General features: G+C 71.8%; 13 protein-coding genes. 4 read left to right on the top strand and 9 right to left on the bottom strand.

Annotation, left to right across the window (positions count from 1 at the left end):
• The 7 genes from ACW9TB_RS35305 to ACW9TB_RS35275 all read right to left on the bottom strand — a co-directional run.
• On the bottom strand, positions 1-679 hold a 679-nt coding region (locus tag ACW9TB_RS35305), incomplete at its 3' end, for a branched-chain amino acid ABC transporter permease (protein WP_472752455.1).
• The gene (locus ACW9TB_RS35300) at positions 676-1,848 is read right to left on the bottom strand and encodes a branched-chain amino acid ABC transporter substrate-binding protein (protein ID WP_472752454.1); all 1,173 of its coding nucleotides are present in this window, start codon (positions 1,846-1,848) and stop codon (positions 676-678) included. The genes ACW9TB_RS35300 and ACW9TB_RS35305, both read right to left, overlap by 4 nt.
• 162 nt (positions 1,849-2,010) lie before the next feature.
• The gene (locus ACW9TB_RS35295) at positions 2,011-3,012 is read right to left on the bottom strand and encodes a proline racemase family protein (protein WP_472752453.1); all 1,002 of its coding nucleotides are present in this window, start codon (positions 3,010-3,012) and stop codon (positions 2,011-2,013) included.
• Positions 3,013-3,135: 123 nt separating this feature from the next.
• The gene (locus ACW9TB_RS35290; RefSeq protein ID WP_472752452.1) at positions 3,136-4,029 is read right to left on the bottom strand and encodes a dihydrodipicolinate synthase family protein; all 894 of its coding nucleotides are present in this window, start codon (positions 4,027-4,029) and stop codon (positions 3,136-3,138) included.
• The gene (locus tag ACW9TB_RS35285; protein ID WP_472752451.1) at positions 4,026-5,663 is read right to left on the bottom strand and encodes an FAD/NAD(P)-dependent oxidoreductase; all 1,638 of its coding nucleotides are present in this window, start codon (positions 5,661-5,663) and stop codon (positions 4,026-4,028) included. Before ACW9TB_RS35285 ends, ACW9TB_RS35290 begins: the two co-directional genes overlap by 4 nt.
• Positions 5,664-5,670: 7 nt before the next feature.
• Positions 5,671-5,979 carry a (2Fe-2S)-binding protein gene (locus ACW9TB_RS35280; protein WP_472752450.1) on the bottom strand — a complete coding sequence of 103 codons (309 nt, stop codon included), beginning with the start codon at positions 5,977-5,979 and terminating at the stop codon, positions 5,671-5,673.
• Between the two features lie 232 nt (positions 5,980-6,211).
• Positions 6,212-7,432, bottom strand: a complete 1,221-nt coding sequence (locus tag ACW9TB_RS35275) for an NAD(P)/FAD-dependent oxidoreductase (RefSeq protein WP_472752449.1) — start codon at positions 7,430-7,432, stop codon at positions 6,212-6,214.
• A gap of 212 nt (positions 7,433-7,644) precedes the next feature.
• Here ACW9TB_RS35275 and ACW9TB_RS35270 point away from each other — a divergent pair, with 212 nt between their 5' ends.
• Positions 7,645-8,640, top strand: coding sequence for a COX15/CtaA family protein (locus tag ACW9TB_RS35270; RefSeq protein WP_472752448.1), 996 nt, complete (start codon positions 7,645-7,647; stop codon positions 8,638-8,640).
• Positions 8,641-8,706: 66 nt separating this feature from the next.
• Positions 8,707-9,387 carry a SanA/YdcF family protein gene (locus tag ACW9TB_RS35265; RefSeq protein ID WP_472752447.1) on the top strand — a complete coding sequence of 227 codons (681 nt, stop codon included), beginning with the start codon at positions 8,707-8,709 and terminating at the stop codon, positions 9,385-9,387.
• A 17-nt stretch (positions 9,388-9,404) separates the two neighbouring features.
• Here ACW9TB_RS35265 and ACW9TB_RS35260 read toward each other — a convergent pair whose 3' ends face one another.
• Both ACW9TB_RS35260 and ACW9TB_RS35255 read right to left on the bottom strand, forming a co-directional pair.
• Complete coding sequence (locus tag ACW9TB_RS35260; protein ID WP_472752446.1) at positions 9,405-10,619, bottom strand: PrsW family intramembrane metalloprotease; 1,215 nt, start codon at positions 10,617-10,619, stop codon at positions 9,405-9,407.
• Between the two features lie 350 nt (positions 10,620-10,969).
• Positions 10,970-11,923 carry a heme o synthase gene (locus ACW9TB_RS35255; RefSeq protein WP_472752445.1) on the bottom strand — a complete coding sequence of 318 codons (954 nt, stop codon included), beginning with the start codon at positions 11,921-11,923 and terminating at the stop codon, positions 10,970-10,972.
• A 303-nt stretch (positions 11,924-12,226) separates the two neighbouring features.
• Here ACW9TB_RS35255 and tkt point away from each other — a divergent pair, with 303 nt between their 5' ends.
• Both tkt and tal read left to right on the top strand, forming a co-directional pair.
• On the top strand, positions 12,227-14,338 hold the full coding sequence (gene tkt, locus ACW9TB_RS35250) for a transketolase (RefSeq protein WP_472752444.1): 2,112 nt from the start codon (positions 12,227-12,229) through the stop codon (positions 14,336-14,338).
• A 2-nt stretch (positions 14,339-14,340) separates the two neighbouring features.
• Entirely contained in the window at positions 14,341-15,444 is a 1,104-nt protein-coding gene (gene tal / locus ACW9TB_RS35245) for a transaldolase (protein WP_472752443.1), read from the top strand.
• Position 15,445 lies beyond the last annotated feature (1 nt).

Genomic DNA, 15,445 nt, shown 5'->3' with positions numbered 1-15,445 from the left:
TCAGGAAGCCCATCATGAAGTCGATCTTCCCGTAGTAGGCCCCGGCCATCACCCCCGCCGCCCCCGCCAGCGCCGACCCGACGAAGAAGGTGCGAGAGATCACCGCGTTGACGTCGATACCCATCAGCGCGCTGGTACGCGGGTCCAGCGCGATGGCCCGCATCGCCCGGCCCTCACGGGTGCGGGTGACCAGCAGGTTGAGCCCGGCCATGAGGAGCACCGCCACGCCGATCAGGACGACCTGCTGCACGGTGAGCCGGGCCCCGAGGATCTCCAGCGAGGTGCCGCCCAGCCGCACCGGGTAGACCCTCGGGTCGGCCCCGGCCACCGCGCGCATCCCGTACTCCAGGGCGAACGACGCCCCGACCGCGGTGATCAGCAGGGACAGTCGCGGGGCGCGGCGCAGCGGCCGGTAGGCGATCCGCTCCAGCGCCACCCCGGCCAGGCCGGTGACGAGCATGGTCGCCAGGAGCACCGCGAGCAGCAGCGGCAGGGCCATCGAGGAGGACACGCCGCCGACCGCGCCGAGGATGGCGAAACCGGCGAACGCGCCGAGCATGTACAGGTCGCCGTGGGCGAAGTTGAGCAGCTTGATGATCCCGTAGACCATGCTGTACCCCAGCGCCACCAGCGCGTAGAACGAGCCGACGAACAACCCGTTCCAGACCAGCTGCGTCACTTGAGGGCGTCCTGGAGGGCGAACCTGTCGTCCTTGACGACGAGGATCTGGAAGCCTCCGTTGGCCAGGGTGTGCTCGGGGGTGAACTTCAGCGGCCCGGAGAACATCGGGAAGCCGTCGATCGCCTCAAGCGCCGCGATGACCTTGTCGCCGTCGGTGCCGCCCGCCTTGGTGACCGCCTCGGCGGCCAGCCGCACCGCGTCGTAGGCCTGGTTGGAGTACGGGCCCGGCTCGGCGGCGTACTTCTTCTTGTACGCCTCGATCCAGCCTTCGGCGCCTTCGAGGGTGTCGGGCGTCTGGGTCATCGTGGCGTAGAGGCCCTCGGCGGCCTCGTCTCCGGCGATCTCGACCAGTTTGGGGGAGACCGAGCCGTCGCCGACCATGATGGAGTCCTTGTATCCGGCCTGCCGGAACTGGCGCGCGATCAGGCCGCCCTCCTGGAAGTAGCCGGTCCAGTAGACGAAGTCCGGCTTCTTGGCCAGCACGTTGGTGATGTTGGCGCTGTAGTCGCTCTCCTTCGGGGTGACCGCCTCGGTGATCACGGCCTCGGCGCCGCCGGGAGCCTCCAGGAGGGCCTGGGTACGCAGCGCGATGTCCTTGGAGTAACTGGTGTTGTCGTGCATGAGCGCGACGCTCTTGGACCCCTGCTTGGTGATCCACTTCTCGGCGGCGGCGGCCTGCTGGGAGCCCGTGCCGTTGATCAGGAAGACGTGCTTGAGCTTCTGGTCCACCAGCTCCTGCGAGTTGGCGGCCGGGATGATCATCGGGATTCCGGCCTTACCGAAGATCGGCAGGGTGGGGAGCGTCGCACCGGAGCAGTAGCCGCCCACGGAGACGTCGACCCCCTCGGTGACCAGCTTGTTGGCGCCCGCCGCCGCGGACTGGGCGTCGCAGGCGTCGTCGGCGGTCCTCAGCTCCAGCTTCCGGCTCAGCACCCCGCCCTTGGCGTTGATCTCGTCGATCGCCAGCTGCGCGGCGTTGCTCATGTAGGGGCCGATGGCGGCCTCGCTGCCCGACTGCGGGATCAGCATGCCGAGGACGATCGGCTCGTCCTTCGCGGCGGCCGTCTGGCCTCCGCCTCCGTCACCGAGCAGCCCCTGGCCGCATCCGGTGACCAGGAGACCGAGAACGGCCAGCGACGTGAAGCACTTCAGGGGGATGGCACGCATGTGCGGCTCCTCACATCTGGTGATGTGTGATATCGCACGCGCGATGCGAGGACACGTCAAGGGCCGAAACAAGACCGTTAGCGTTAAGACGCCGTTTCCCCCATGACGCGGGGTCCGCCGGGGACGACGACATATCCGCAGGTCAGAGCAGGTCAGAGTAGGTCAGAGCAGGAAACCCGCGGGGAACGGGTCGCGGGGGTCGAGGAAGTACTGGGCGGTGCCGGTGACCCACGCGCGCCCGGTGATGGCCGGAACCACCGCGGGCAGGCCCGCCACCTCCGTCTCCGCCACGAGCCGCCCGACGAACCGGGTGCCGATGAACGACTCGTTCACGAAGCCGGTGTCCAGGGGAAGCTCGCCCCTGGCGTGCAGCTGGGCCATCCTGGCGCTGGTGCCGGTGCCGCACGGCGAGCGGTCGAACCAGCCGGGGTGGATCGCCATCGCGTGCCGCGAGTGCCGGGCGCCGGAGCCGGGCGCGGTGAACTGCACGTGGTGACAGCCCCGGATCCCGGGGTCCAGCGGGTGTACGGGCTCGTCCCGCTCGTTGATCGCCTCCATGATCGCCAGGCCCACGTCGAGGATCCGCTGCTTGTGCGAGCGGTCGAACGGCAGGTCCACCGACTCGATGGGCAGGATCGCGTAGTAGTTGCCGCCGTAGGCGAGGTCGTAGACGACCTCCCCGATGCCCGGCACCTTGACGACGCGGTCCAGCCCCGCGCTGAAGGAGGGCACGTTGGTGATGGTCACCTCCGTGGCGGCGCCGTCCTCGACCCGGACCTCGGCGACGACCAGCCCGGCGGGGGTGTCCAGCCGGATGGTGGTGACCGGCTCGGCGACCTCGACCATCCCGGTCTCGACGAGGACGGTGGCGACGCCGATGGTGCCGTGCCCGCACATGGGCAGGCAGCCGGAGACCTCGACGTAGAGCACGCCGTAGTCGGCGTCGGGCCGGGTGGGCGGCTGCAGGATGGCCCCGCTCATCGCCGAGTGGCCGCGCGGCTCGTACATGAGCAGGGTGCGGACGTGGTCCATCTCGGCCAGGAAGTGCTCGCGCCGCTCGGCCATGGTCGAACCGGGGATGACCCCCACTCCCCCGGTGATCACCCGGGTGGGCATGCCCTCGGTGTGGGAGTCCACCGCGTGGAAGATCCTCTTCGTTCTCATCGACTCTCCTCGCGGGAAAGGGTACGGGGTGGTTCGGCTGCGTCGGCCCGAGAGGCTGGGCCTTCTCCTCGCGGGAAAGGGTCGGGGTGGTTCAGCAGTGCTCACCTGAGAAATTGGGCCCAGCTAGCGCAGGCCCTCGGCCAGGGCCTTCTCCGTGGCGGCGCGTACGGCGGCCTCCTGCTCGGGGGCGAGACCGAGCCTGGGCGGGCGGCACGGGCCGCCGGGGCGCCCGGCCAGGTCCATGGAGAGCTTGACGGCCTGGACGAACACCGGCTTGGAGTCCCAGCGAAGCAGCGGGTGCAGCGCGCGGTAGAGCGGCAGCGCGGTGGCCGTGTCCCCCTCGGCGGCGGCCCGGTACAGGGCCACGGTCGACTCGGGCAGCGCGTTGGGGAACCCGGCCACCCAGCCGACCGCCCCGGCGGTGACCAGTTCCAGCAGTACGTCGTCGGCCCCGGCCAGCACGTCCAGCCCGGGGGCGAGCTCGGCGATCTCGTAGATCCGGCGGACGTCTCCGCTGAACTCCTTGACCCCGGCGATCAGGCCCTCGGCGTGGAGGGTGGCCAGCAGCCGGGGGGTGAGGTCCACCCGGGTGTCGAAGGGGTTGTTGTAGGCCACCACCGGCAGACCGGCCGCGGCCACCTCGCGGTAGTGCTCCACCACGGTCCTGTCGTCGGCGCGGTAGGCGTTCGGCGGGAGCAGCATCACCGCCCGGCACCCGGCCTCACCGGCCTGCTCGGCCCAGCGCCGGGCCTCCAGGGCGCCGTAGGCGGCGACGCCCGGCATGACGCGGTCGCCGCCGACGGCCGCGACCGCGGTCTCCACGACCGAGGCCCGCTCCTCGGGGGTCAGCGTCTGGTACTCGCCCAGCGATCCGTTCGGCACGACGCCGTCGCACCCGGAGGCGACCAGCCACCGGCAGTGCTCGGCGTAGCCGTCCAGGTCGACGGAGAGGTCCGCGCCCAGGGGCAGCGCGGTGGCCACCGTCACACCGTGCCAGGGCTTCGCAGGGGTCGTCATGCTTCATCCTTCCGAGGGGGTTTCCAGCCGTTACGGCGGGGTTCCGGGCGGTCCGAGCGCACGGGGATCTCCGGCCCGCCCGGCGCCGCAGGGGTCCCCGGCTGGTCCGGGTCGGCGCGACTCTCTGGCCGGTCCGGGTCGACGCGGCTCCCCGGCCGATCCGAGTCCGCGCCGCTTTCCGGCCGACTCTGATCCGTGCGGCTCTCCGGCCGACCTTGGTCCGCGCGGCTCTCTGGCCGGTCCGTCGCCGAGAGGGGTTCCCGTCGATCCGAGGAGGTCGGTGGCCGCGCGGCGAGGTCGCCGAGCCTGATGGGCTGGGCGATCGGGCGCCGGGGTGGCGCGGGGTCCTCACCGGCGAGGCACGCGACCGCGTAGCCGCACATCCTGCCCTGGCACCACCCCATCCCCGGCCGCGCCAGCAGCCTGACGGAACGCGCGTCGGCGGCCCCCATGGCCTGGGCCTCCCGTACGGCCGACAGGGGTACCTCCTCGCAGCGGCACACAAGGGTGTCGTCGCGGAGCCACTCCCGCCAGCCTGGCCGTACCGGGTAGGCCTCCAGCAGGGCGCGGGCGAAGGCGGCGAGCCGGTTCCGGCGCCGGGACAGGGCCGGGTCGGGCGGCACCGGGCGGCCCAGGTCGGCGGCGGCGGACCGGCCCGCGACACGCCCCTCCACCTCGGCGAGCGCGGCCCCGCCGACACCGGTGGACTCCCCCGCCGCGTAGACGTCGGGCACGCTGGTGCGCATACCCTCGTCCACCGCGACGACCGGGCTGCCGTCAAGGTCCCGGCGGGTGGCGCAGTCCAGCTGGACCGGCAGGTCGAGCTGGGGGACGAATCCGTAGCCGCAGGCGAGGGTGTCGCACTCGACGGTCCTCGTCGAGACCGGCCGCCAGTCGCCGTCCAGGCTCGCCACGGTGACGTGGGTCAGCGCGGTGTCGCCGTGCGCGGCGATCACCGCCTCGCGGCGGCGGTACGGAATCCGGTGGCGGGCCAGGCGCGCTCCGTACCCGAGGGCCTCCCCGGCCCGTCCCATGGCGAGCAGCGGGTGCCTGGCGAGCCCGAACCCGCCGTTGGCCTCGTGGACGCCGAGCACCCGGGCCCCGGCGTCCGCCAGGCCCGTGGCGACGGGGAGCAGGAACGGGCCGGTACCGGCGACCACGATCTCGCTTCCCGCGAGGACCAGGTCGCCCTTGAGCAGTGCCTGCGCGGCGCCCGCGGTGAGCACCCCCGGCAGGTCCCAGCCGGGGAACGGCAGCGGCCGGTCGTGCGCGCCGGTGGCGATCAGCAACCCGCGCGCGGTGACCGACCGGGGCCGCTCCTCGCGGTCCCCCTCCAGGCACCGTACGGTGATCGCCCCGTCCGCGCGTTCGACCGCCCAGACCCGGTGGCGCAGGAGCACCTCGGCGCGCTCGCGGAGCGTTTCCCACTGGCGGGCGAACCTGCCAAAGCTGCGGTGGAGCGCGCCGGGCCTCGCGGCGTGGAAACCCTCCGCTGGGTGCCGGAAGTACTGGCCGCCCGGCCTGGCGGCCCCGTCGATCAGCACGACGTCCAGCCCGGCCAGGGCGGCGGTGAGCGCGCCCGCGACCCCCGCGGGGCCCGCGCCGACCACGGCGAGGTCGTGGATCCGCGTCATCGGCCGCTCACCCCTCCCCCTCGTCGCCGGAAGTGTCGCCGGTGGTCACCAGGTCTCCCGGGAGGGCCTCGGTCAGGCAGGCGCGCAGGGACGGGACCCCGTTCACCGTGACCAGGCAGTCGAAGCAGACCCCGATGCCGCAGAACAGCCCGCGCGGGCGCCCGCCGAACCTGGTGGTGCGCCAGGAGCGGATGCCCGCGCCGTGCATGGCGGCGCCGACGGTCTGGCCGGGGACCACCGGGACGGGAGCACCGTCCACACTGATCTCGAACCCCGGCTCGGGCCGCGCCCCCACCAGGCGGTACGGATCCCTCATCGGACACCTCCCCCGGAAAGAAAGCGGCCCCGGCTTGGATCCCCCAGGACATCTCCGCCGGAAGGAAACCGGTCCCGGCACGGATCCCCCAGGACACCTCCACCGGAGGAAACCCGATCCCAGCACGGATTCTTCAGGACGCCTCCACCGGAGGGAAACCGGTCCCGGCGCGGATCCCTCAGGGCACCTTCGCCGGGGGAAAACCCGTCCAGGCACGGGTTTTGGGAGCAGGTCACGGTGCCTCCCGGGGGAAGCGGTCCGGGCGGAAAGGGGTGAGGTCCAGTTCGGGGCGGAGACCGGCCAGGAGCTGGGCGATCAAATGACCGGTGGCCGGGGCCAGGCCGACGCCCGCCCCCTCGTGGCCGCAGGCGTGGTAGAGCCCGGGAGCCCGGGGGTCCTCCCCGATCACCGGGAGATGGTCGGGACAGTAGGGGCGGAAGCCGCAGTAGGCGCGGATCACCCGGTACGCCGCCAGGGCGGGGAACAGCTCCACGGCCTGGCGGGCGAGGCGTTCGAGCACCGGGACGGAGACCGTACGGTCGAAACCGACCCGCTCGCGGCTGGCGCCGATGAGCACCGGCCCCGACGGGGTGCTCTCCACGACGGCGGACGTCTCCAGCCCCTCCGAGTCGCTGGCCACCGCGGTGACGTAGGCGGCGGTGTAGACCTTGTGCCTGACCAGCGGCCCGGCGAGGGGCTCGGTGACCAGGACGAAGCCGCGCCTGGGCAGGATCGGGACGTACGCTCCGGCCAGGGCGGCGATCTCGCCGCCCCAGGTGCCCGCGGCGTTGACGACGGCTCCGGCGAGGATGTCGCCGTGGTCGGTGGTGACACCGGCGACCCGGCCGCCATCGCGGACGAAGCCGGTCACCGTGACGCCCGTACGCAGCATCAGGGCGCCGTGGCCGAACCGCTCGGCACCCCTCCGGATGAGCCTGGCCGCCGCCAGCATGGGCTGTACCTGGGCGTCCTGCGAGTAGAACACGCCTCCGGCGAGCCCTTTCGCCAGGTGGGGCTCGTAGTCGCCGAGCTCTCCCGGGGCGACGGCGACGTGCTCGACGCCCTGCTTTCCGGCCAGGTCGGTGAGCGCCTCCAGGGCCTCGTCCGTCTCGGCGACCACCAGGCCGCCCTTGGCCTCGAACTCGAACCCCCCGCCCGGCTCGAACCCTCCGGCCCCCGCCCCGGCATCGGACCCGTCAGCGCCGCTCGCCTCGGACCCGCCCTCCGGCCCCGTTCCGGCCAGGTCCCGCCAGAGCCGGTTGGAGAGCAGCGCCAGGTCGAGTTCGGGGCCCGGTTCCTTGTCGGAGACCAGGATGTTGCCCTCGCCCGCGCCCGTCGTGCCGCCCGCCACCGCCCCCCGGTCGACGACCACCACGTCCAGCCCCGCGCGGGCGGCGTAATAGGCGCAGGCGGCACCGACGACCCCGGCGCCGATGACCACGACGTCCGGCATGTCCCACCTCGCTCCCGCACCTCGGGCTCGTCAGTACTATGTCACATACCTTTTAACGGATCAATGCACCAAAACGGACATCGCAGGCGTGTCCACGCCCACCCCTACCCCCGGGCCCGCACGGCACGCCGTCGCACGGCGGAAGTCCCGCACCTGCGGCCGTACCGGGGTCCGCGGCGGGACCGCGCACCCCGCCGCCTAGCATGTGAGCCGTGAACCACCTCCTTGACCAGGCCCGCCGACTCGCCGTGAGATCGGCGCGGATCGTGGGGCCGCCGACCTCCCTCACCCTGCGCCGCTGGGCGCTGGCGGCGGTCGTCGTCAACGTCGGGATCACGGTCACCGGCGCCGCGGTACGGGTCAGCGGGTCCGGCCTGGGCTGCCCCACCTGGCCCCGGTGCACGCCGGAGAGCTTCGTCCCGGTGGCCCACCCCGAGATCTCACCGCTGAACATGGCGATCGAGTTCGGCAACCGGATGCTGACCTTCCTGGTGCTGGCCGTCGGCGTGGCCTGCCTGGTCGCCGCCCTGCGGATACCGGCCCGCCGCCCCGACCTGGTCAGGCTGGCCTGGCTGCAGCCGGTCGGCGTGGCCTTCCAGGGCCTCTGGGGCGGCCTGGTCGTGCGCAGCGCGCTCAACCCGGTCACCGTGAGCGTGCACTTCCTGGTGTCCATCGGCATGATCGCCGCGGCGTACGCGATGTACGCCCGCGCCAGGCAAGGCGAGAACAGGGGCGAGAGCGGGCAACCGGTCCATCGCCACGTCCGCACGCTCGCCCTCGCGCTCGTCGCCGCCGTGTTCGTCCTGCTCGTCGTGGGCGTGGTGGTGACCGGGACCGGGCCGCACTCCGGGGACGAGATGGCCTCCCGGTTCGGCTTCGACATCGAGACCGTGGCGAGGATCCACGCCGACGTCGCCTACGTGGTGGTCGGCCTCACCTTCGCGCTGGCGTTCGCGCTGTACGTCACCGACGCGCCCGGGTACGCCCGGCGGGCGGCGTGGACGCTGCTGTGCGTGGAGGCGGCGCAGGGGGTCGTCGGATACGTCCAGTACTTCCTGGGCGTGCCCGCGGCCCTGGTCAACCTGCACGTGCTCGGCGCGACCCTGGTCTGGGTCTGCGCGCTGCGGGTGGTCTTCGCGACCGGCCCGCGCGAACCGGGGGAGACCCCGAAGGCGGTCACCGGCGACCTCGACACCGTCCGCGTCTGAGCCGCCCTCACCCCGTCCACACCGTCCGCGCTCGACACGGCCCCGGTACGGCCGGACAATGCTCGGATGTCGTTGTCACGCACGATCATGCGACGTTGCTACCTGGGCGTCGTGCTGCTGAGCGTCCTGGCCATCGCCCCGATCACCTGGGCCTGGCTGACCAGCTCCGGGCACCGGGCGGTCGCCGACTCCTCCCCCGGCTGGGTGGCCGGGGTTCCCGGGGCTCCGGTGGCGCTGGTGCTGGGGGCGGGTGTCGTCGGAGGCATCCCCACTCCCATGCTGGCCAGGCGGCTTGACATCTCCGCGCAGCTCTACCGGGCGGGCAAGGTCAAGGCGATCCTGCTCTCCGGAGACAACAGCCGCAAGGATTACGACGAGCCGACCGTGATGCGCGACTACCTGCTGGCGAGCGGCATACCGGCCGGGACTCTGGTCCTGGACTACGCGGGCTTCGACACCTGGGACTCGTGCGTGCGGGCCCGCACCGTGTTCGGCGCCACCAAGGTCACCGTGGTCACCCAGGTGTTCCATCTGCCCAGGGCGGTCACCCTGTGCCGTACGGCGGGCATCGACACCTTCGGCGTGGGCGACGACTCGTCCAAGCGGTGGGTGTCCACCTACGGCCTCGCCGCCCGCGAGTTCCTCGCCTCGGCGAAAGGGCTCGTCGACTCCGTGCTCCTCGACTCCTCGCCCGTCTTCCCCGGTCCGCGCGAGATCACCCTGGAGACCGCGCTCCGGCGGGGGTGAGTCCCGGGCAGGCCGCCCTACAGGCGGAACGACCCGTCCGGCGGCGGATGACCGGCGGGACCGCCCTGCGGATAGGGGGAGCCGCCGGAGGCGTGGCTCGCGGGAGCGTTCCCGGCGGGGAACTGGGCGCGGGCGCCGGCCATGCACTCCAGCAGCGCCCGCTGCTCCTCGTTGAACGTGCGCTCGTCGATCACGTGGCCCCTGGCCCGCTCGTGGAGCAGGCCGAGCTCGGTGGCCGCGAGCTGGTAGTCGCTCATCGCCCGCAGGGCCTTCCTGCCGCCGTGCTTCATCGCCCACTGCCGGGCCTGGCGGCGGCTGGGCAGGGACGAGAGCATCGCGACGTCGCCAGAGGACACCAGCCCCGTCGCCCAGTAGGCGGGCAGGTAGGTCTGGATGAGCGCGATGATGCGCTTGCGGTCGCGGAAGATGATCCAGATCAGCACGAACAGCACGGCCATCAGCAGCAGGTAGGCGACGGCCAGCCCGCCGATGCCGACGTAGGTGGCGAAGCCGTTCCAGATGCCGTGCAGCAGCATCGCGCCGATCCATCCGGCGGCGATGACGAAGATCCGCCCCGGTCCCCGGCGCTGCGCCGCGTAGGCCACCGCGACACCGATCATGGAGGTGAACAGCGGGTGCGCGAACGGCGAGAGGATCCCCCGCAGCACCACGGTCACCGCCAGGCCCTGCGCGCCCAGCTCGTCGAGCGCGGCCACGTAGTAGCTGACGTTCTCGCTCATGGCGAAGCCGAGGCCGACCATGCTGGCGTAGATGATGCCGTCGGTGGGCCCGTCCAGCTCGGCGCGCTTGAACCTGAGCAGGCCCAGCAGGACCAGCCCCTTCATCGTCTCCTCGACCACCGGGGCGCCGAACGTGGCGGTGACGTTACGCGCGTAGTCGTAGCCCAGCTGGGCGGCGTTCTCGATGTAGAGCAGGTTGAAGGAGTTGATGACCCCGGCGACCAGGACCGCCACGCCCGCGCCCCAGGCGAACGCGAAGAGCAGGTTGCCGCGCGGCTCGGGCTCGATGCGGTCGAGCGCCAGCACCGCGGCCAGCAGCACCGGGACGGGGGCCAGCGCGAGGCCCAGGGCGATGAAGAAGTAGACCGGGTCGCCGTTCAGCACGTCGAAGGAGAACGACACCAGGGCGCACAGTCCCGCCAGGACGAGCCCGGCGATCAGCGTGACCGACGGGCGGTCCCTGAGCACCCAGCGGGGGTCACGGCCGGCCATGTGGCCACCGTAACCGCTGGTGCCCACCCCACGGTTCGAACCGGGAGATTACCGCCCGGGGGTTGACGTACCAGACCTCACCGGAGAACCCCGGAAGCCCCGGAACCCGCCCGGACGCCGCGGATTCCGAAAACATACCGAGTGATGGGCCGCACACGCGGCCGGAACCGGAATCCGGCTCCCAGGGTCTCCCGAAGACCACGAACCACCCTCCCCACGGCCAGGCCCACCCCGGGCCGGTCAAGAAAACACGTTCCCCGGAGACGTCTCCCCCGGGGCCGGGGCGCGGAAACGGGCGCACCGCGGGAGACCGTACGCACGAAAGGGCTCAGACGAACATCAGATAAGCATCAGACGAACATCGAGTCGATGGCGACGGCCAGGAAGAGCAGCGCCAGGTAGGCGTTGGACCAGTGGAAGAAGCGCATCGGGCGCAGGTCGACACCGGTCTTGCCCGCGTTGACCCGGCCGAGGAGGCGGTGGACCTCCCACAGGCAGGCGGCGCCGAGGACGGCGGCCACGGCGGGGTAGAGCAGGGTGGTCCCGGCGATCGGCCACAGCAGCAACGAGCAGAGCACGGTGGCCCAGGTGTAGACGATGCTCTCCAGCACCACGCGGCGCTCGGTGGCGACCACCGGGAGCATGGGGACCTTCGCCGCCGCGTAGTCCTCCTTGTAGCGCATGGCGAGGGTCCAGGTGTGCGGCGGCGTCCAGAAGAACACCACGCCGAAGAGCACCACGGGGGCCCAGTCGAGGCCGCCGGTGACGCCCGCCCAGCCGATCAGCACCGGCATGCAGCCGGCGATGCCGCCCCACACCACGTTCTGCGAGGTCCGCCGCTTGAGGATCATCGAGTAGACGAGCACGTAGAACAGGTTCGCGGCCAGCGACAGGCCCGCGGCGAGCCAGTTCACCGTCAGGCCGAGCCCGAGGGTGGACAGCACGCCGAGGATGATCCCGAAGATCAGCGCGTTCGTCGGCGGCACCAGGTCGCGGGCGAGCGGGCGGCGGCGGGTGCGGCGCATGGCCGCGTCGATGTCGCGGTCGATGTAGCAGTTCAGCGCGTTCGCGCTGCCGGCCGACAGGGTGCCGAACACCAGGGTGTTGACGGCGATCCACAGCGGCGGCAGGCCCTTGGCCGCCAGGAACATCACCGGTAGCGTCGTGATCAGCAGCAGCTCGATGATCCGCGGCTTCGTGAGGGCGACGTAGGCCTTCACGACGTCGCCGAAGGAGCGCGGCGCGGCCTCAAGGGCCTCGCCCGCCTCGGGCGGGGCCGTCGATTGCTTGTCGGTGAGCACCATCTAAGGCGCTTCCAGCACGTGCGGGGTCAACGCGTAACCTCTGATTAGAGCGGATCCGTGATTGCGGGCACCAGCCAGCCTTGAGGACTCACTGTAGTTGCAGGGGGGGCCGGTCCCGGCACGGGGTGCGGAAGCGGCGCGAGGGGGCTCCCCCGGGGAGGGACGCGACGCCTGCGGATCCCGCGGACCCGCCCCGGGCCGACCTACGCCACGGTAGCCAGGTCGAAACCGTTAGGGTCCGGTGTGGGCGGGAAATACCAGACCGGCGCCACCATCACACGATTAGATCCGGAGATCGAGCACTTGAGCAGTGAACTCGTGCCAGCCCTCGAATGGAGCGACCTGGACCGCCGCGCGGTCGACGTCGTACGGGCCCTGGCCATGGACGCGGTAGAGAAGGCGGGATCGGGTCACCCCGGCACCGCGATGAGCCTGGCGCCGGCCGCGTACCTGCTGTTCCAGCAGGTGATGCGCCACGACCCGTCAGACCCCTCGTGGGTGGGCCGTGACCGGTTCGTCCTTTCGGCGGGTCACAGCAGCCTGACCCTCTACATCCAGCTCTTCCTGTCGGGCTACGGCCTGAGCCTGGACGACCTCAAGGGGTTGCGCCAGTGGGAGAGCCTGACCCCGGCCCACCCCGAGCACGGGCACACCGTCGGCGTCGAGACCACCACGGGCCCGCTCGGCCAGGGGATCGGCAACGCGGTCGGCATGGCGATGGCCGCCCGCCGCGAGCGCGGCCTGTTCGACCCGGACGCCGCTCCGGGCGCGAGCCCGTTCGACCACAACATCTGGTGCATCGCCTCCGAGGGTGACATCGAGGAGGGCATCAGCCACGAGGTGAGCGCCCTCGCGGCCCACCAGAGGCTGGGCAACCTGACCGTCCTCTTCGACAGCAACCACATCTCGATCGAGGACGACACCCAGATCGCGCTGAGCGAGGACGTCGTCGCGCGCTACGCGGCGTACGGCTGGCACACCCAGACCGTCGACTGGACGAAGACGGGCGACTACGTCGAGGACGTCGAGGCGCTGTACCAGGCCCTGGAGGCCGCCCGCGCCGAGACCGGCAGGCCGTCGTTCATCCGGCTGCGCACGATCATCGGCTGGCCCGCCCCCAACAAGCAGAACACCGGCAAGATCCACGGTTCGGCGCTGGGCGCCGACGAGGTCGCCGCGACCAAGAAGGTCCTGGGCTTCGACGTCGAGAAGAGCTTCGACGTCCCCGCCGAGGTCCTGGAGCACGCCCGCGAGGTCGTCGGGCGCGGCCGGGCCGTGCGCGGCGAGTGGGACGAGCTCTACCGGAGCTGGCGCGAGGCCAACCCCGAGCGCGCCGCCGAGTTCGACCGCATCTCCGTGCGCAGGCTCCCCGCGGGCTGGACCGAGGCGCTGCCGTCCTTCGAGGTCGGCTCCTCCGTCGCCACCCGCAAGGCCTCAGGCGAGGTGCTCAGCGCGCTCGCGCCGGTGCTGCCCGAGCTGTGGGGCGGCTCGGCCGACCTGGCCGAGTCCAACAACACCACGATGAAGGGCGAGCCGTCCTTCATCCCCGAGGAGTTCCAGACCAAGGAGTTCCCCGGCGGCCCCTACGGCCGCACGCTGCACTTCGGCATCCGCGAGCACGGCATGGGGGCGATCCTCAACGGCATCGCGCTGCACAACGGCACCCGCCCGTACGGCGGCACGTTCCTGGTGTTCAGCGACTACATGCGCCCGGCCGTGCGGCTGGCGGCGCTGATGAAACTGCCGGTCACCTACGTGTGGACGCACGACTCCATCGGCCTGGGCGAGGACGGCCCGACGCACCAGCCCGTCGAGCACCTGTGGTCGCTGCGCGCCATCCCCGGTCTCGACGTGGTCCGCCCGGCCGACGCCAACGAGACGGCCGCCGCCTGGCAGGTCGTGCTGGAGCACAACGACCGCCCGGCCGCGCTGGCGCTGACCCGCCAGAACCTGCCGGTCTTCGAGGGCACCGGCGACGCGGAGAAGGTCGCCCGGGGCGGTTACGTCCTGCGGGAGGCCTCCGGCGGGCAGCCGTCGGTGGTCCTGATCGGTACCGGCTCCGAGGTCGAGATCGCCGTCGGGGCCCGCGACATCCTGGAGGCGGAGGGCATCGCCACCCGGGTCGTGTCGATGCCGTGCGTGGAGTGGTTCCAGGCCCAGGACGCGGCCTACCGGCAGACGGTGCTGCCCTCCTCGGTGCGCGCTCGCGTCGCGGTGGAGGCGGGAATCGCGCTGGGCTGGCGGGAGTTCGTGGGAGACGAGGGTGTGGTGGTCAGCCTGGAGCACTTCGGTGCCTCGGCCCCCTACAAGACCCTCTACGAGCAGTTCGGCTTCACCGCCGAGCGCGTGGCCGCCGCCGCCAAGGCGAGCCTCGCGAAGACCGGAGCCGACAAGGGCGAGACGACGGGAAACTGATCATGAGTGAGATCCTGAAGAAGCTCTCCGAGCAGGGTGTCTCCATCTGGCTGGACGACATCAGCCGCGAGCGCCTGCGTACGGGCAACCTGCAGTCCCTGATCCGCGACAAGCACGTGGCCGGTGTCACCTCCAACCCGACGATCTTCGCGTCGGCGCTGAGCAAGGGCGACGCCTACGCCGGCCAGCTGCACGACCTGCAGATCCGCGGCGTCGACGTCGAGGAGGCCGTGCGGGCCATCACCACGTACGACATCCGCTGGGCCGCCGACGTGCTGCGGCCGGTCTACGACGCCACCGGCCAGGTGGACGGCCGGGTGTCGATCGAGGTCGACCCCCGCCTGTCCAGGGAGACCGACAAGACCGTCGCCGAGGCGCGCGCGCTGTGGTGGCTGGTCGACCGGCCCAACCTGTTCATCAAGATCCCCGCGACCGTCGAGGGCCTGCCCGCGATCGCGCAGGCGATCTCCGAGGGCATCAGCGTCAACGTCACGCTGATCTTCTCCCTTGAGCGCTACCGCGCCGTGATGGACGCCTGGCTGACCGGCCTGGAGAAGGCCAAGGCCAACGGCCTGGACCTGTCGGCCATCGAGTCGGTCGCCTCGTTCTTCGTCAGCCGCGTGGACGGCGAGATCGACAAGCGCCTGGACAAGATCGGCACTCCCGAGGCCCTCGCGCTGAGGGGCAAGGCCGCGGTCGCGAACGCCCGCCTGGCCTTCGCCGCCTTCGAGGAGGTCGTCGCGTCCCCGCGCTGGCAGGCGCTGGCCGAGGCCGGTGCCCGGCCGCAGCGCCCGCTGTGGGCCTCCACCGGGACCAAGAACCCCGACTACCCCGACACCCTCTACGTCGACGAGCTGGTCACCTCCGGCACGGTCAACACGATGCCGGAGAAGACCCTCGACGCGACGGCCGACCACGGCAGGATCACCGGCGACACGGTCCGCTCCTCCTACGAGGAGGCCTGGAACACCATGGCCGCGCTCAAGGAGGCCGGAATCGACTACGACGACGTCGTGCGGTTCCTCGAGGAGGACGGCCTGAGCAAGTTCGAGACCTCCTGGACCGAGCTGCTGGAGACCGTCGCCGCCGAGCTGAAGAAGGCGTGAG

It is taken from the genome of Streptosporangium sp. H13245 (assembly GCF_055690525.1).
The sequence above is the reverse complement of the archived record's forward strand: the minus strand, read 5'-3'. Positions and strand labels throughout refer to the sequence as shown.

What these genes read in the sequence shown, in the direction of transcription:
- ACW9TB_RS35300 (WP_472752454.1), bottom strand. Translation starts at nt 1,848, where the DNA reads ATGCGTGCCATCCCCCTGAAGTGCTTCACGTCGCTGGCCGTTCTCGGT.
- ACW9TB_RS35295 (WP_472752453.1), bottom strand. Translation starts at nt 3,012, where the DNA reads ATGAGAACGAAGAGGATCTTCCACGCGGTGGACTCCCACACCGAGGGC.
- ACW9TB_RS35290 (WP_472752452.1), bottom strand. Translation starts at nt 4,029, where the DNA reads ATGACGACCCCTGCGAAGCCCTGGCACGGTGTGACGGTGGCCACCGCG.
- ACW9TB_RS35285 (WP_472752451.1), bottom strand. Translation starts at nt 5,663, where the DNA reads ATGACGCGGATCCACGACCTCGCCGTGGTCGGCGCGGGCCCCGCGGGG.
- ACW9TB_RS35280 (WP_472752450.1), bottom strand. Translation starts at nt 5,979, where the DNA reads ATGAGGGATCCGTACCGCCTGGTGGGGGCGCGGCCCGAGCCGGGGTTC.
- ACW9TB_RS35275 (WP_472752449.1), bottom strand. Translation starts at nt 7,432, where the DNA reads ATGCCGGACGTCGTGGTCATCGGCGCCGGGGTCGTCGGTGCCGCCTGC.
- ACW9TB_RS35265 (WP_472752447.1), top strand. Translation starts at nt 8,707, where the DNA reads ATGTCGTTGTCACGCACGATCATGCGACGTTGCTACCTGGGCGTCGTG.
- ACW9TB_RS35260 (WP_472752446.1), bottom strand. Translation starts at nt 10,619, where the DNA reads ATGGCCGGCCGTGACCCCCGCTGGGTGCTCAGGGACCGCCCGTCGGTC.
- ACW9TB_RS35255 (WP_472752445.1), bottom strand. Translation starts at nt 11,923, where the DNA reads ATGGTGCTCACCGACAAGCAATCGACGGCCCCGCCCGAGGCGGGCGAG.
- tal (WP_472752443.1), top strand. Translation starts at nt 14,341, where the DNA reads ATGAGTGAGATCCTGAAGAAGCTCTCCGAGCAGGGTGTCTCCATCTGG.